Genomic DNA, 1341 nt, shown 5'->3' on the forward strand with positions numbered 1-1341 from the left:
AATAAGTTTAATTAGTGAAAGGATATCACTGGATGTGTGCTTGATCTCAAAAGGAGAGGATACAATCTCACCAAATGGTCTTAGAATTGTAACCATGCTTTTACCTTTTGAAACATCGATACCTACTGCGTTCATAAATTTGTCACTCCTTAAAAATATTACAATGGATAAATACCAGATTTACTCATTACCTGCTCAAACTACTGTGTGACACGAATGCACTTAATGTGATTCAACCTGCATAAAACGAACACTGTGAATGAGGAGCTGGTTATCAGTCTAAAGTACGGACGCTAAGTCCTAGTGATGAAGTCGATATACCATTGCATCCTACATTCTAACAGTTTAAGTAATGAGATGGATAAATCCTTACTGGATGTAAGGGGATTACCCATAAGTATATTGTAGTAGTGATGAGTTAGGTGCGCCAAATTTTTTATCAAGATACAGAACTAGTGTTTGCCAAGCGTGGGGGCATATGGTATAATATAAACATGGAAAAAGATATATTTACTATTAAGGAAAATTCACTTTCATATGGTAGAGGATATGTGTATTCTTTGCAATATCATCTTGTCTGGTGCACGAAATATCGAAAACAGGTTCTGAAAAATGGGATAGATGCAGAATGTAAAAAAATGTTGTATGGGCTTGCGGAGGAATACAAATTTAAGATTCTAGCGATGGAGGTTATGCCAGATCATATTCATTTACTTCTGGATTGCAAACCACAATTTTTTATATCAGACATGATAAAGATTATGAAGGGGAATCTGGCACGTCAGTTGTTTCTTTCGCATCCGGAATTAAAACAGGAGCTGTGGGGAGGACATTTGTGGAATCCATCGTATTGTGCAGTCACCGTAAGTGACCGAAGCAGGGATCAGGTAGTGGCATACATTGAGGGACAAAAAGAGAAGGAAAAAAGAAAGTAGGAAACTTTATGCAGATTGTATCCAGCTATGGAGTCGAAATTAAAAAAAAGAATATACCGCTTCGCTCTACACTGGATATTTTTCGGAAAGCGGTTTCCTATCTGATTCCGGTGTATGCAGAGACTTGGAAAGAACTTTCAGAAATCGGAAATCCACAAAAACGCTTTAATGAAGCGGAGCATCTGGTGCATGAGACAAAAAAGAATCATGCCAGGTTTGCGTTTGACCGTCATTTTCCTAAGATGCCATCTTATCTGAGAAGAGCAGCGATTCAACATGCACTTGGAGCAGTTTCCTCCTATCAGACACGCCTTGGTTTGTGGGAAAAGGGAGAACTGAGGGGAAAGCCGAAGCTGGTCTGTGAGAATCATGCGATGCCGGTATTTTATCGGGATGTCATGTATAA

General features: G+C 38.9%; 1 protein-coding gene and 2 pseudogenes. 2 read left to right on the top strand and 1 reads right to left on the bottom strand.

The window, feature by feature from the left end; translation table 11 throughout:
• Positions 1-135 (bottom strand): annotated as a pseudogene (locus DWY89_RS14695) (IS110 family transposase); the annotation flags it as partial.
• A 359-nt stretch (positions 136-494) separates the two neighbouring features.
• Here DWY89_RS14695 and tnpA point away from each other — a divergent pair.
• Together tnpA and DWY89_RS14145 are read left to right on the top strand one after the other, a co-directional pair.
• A complete protein-coding gene (tnpA, locus tag DWY89_RS14140) occupies positions 495-935 on the top strand; it encodes an IS200/IS605 family transposase (RefSeq protein ID WP_118524779.1) in 441 nt (146 codons plus the stop codon).
• Between the two features lie 8 nt (positions 936-943).
• Positions 944-1341: pseudogene (locus tag DWY89_RS14145) on the top strand (IS200/IS605 family accessory protein TnpB-related protein); the annotation flags it as partial.

The organism is Clostridium sp. AF27-5AA, from assembly GCF_003478415.1.
Taxonomy (GTDB): Bacteria; Bacillota; Clostridia; order Lachnospirales; family Lachnospiraceae; genus Otoolea; species Otoolea fessa.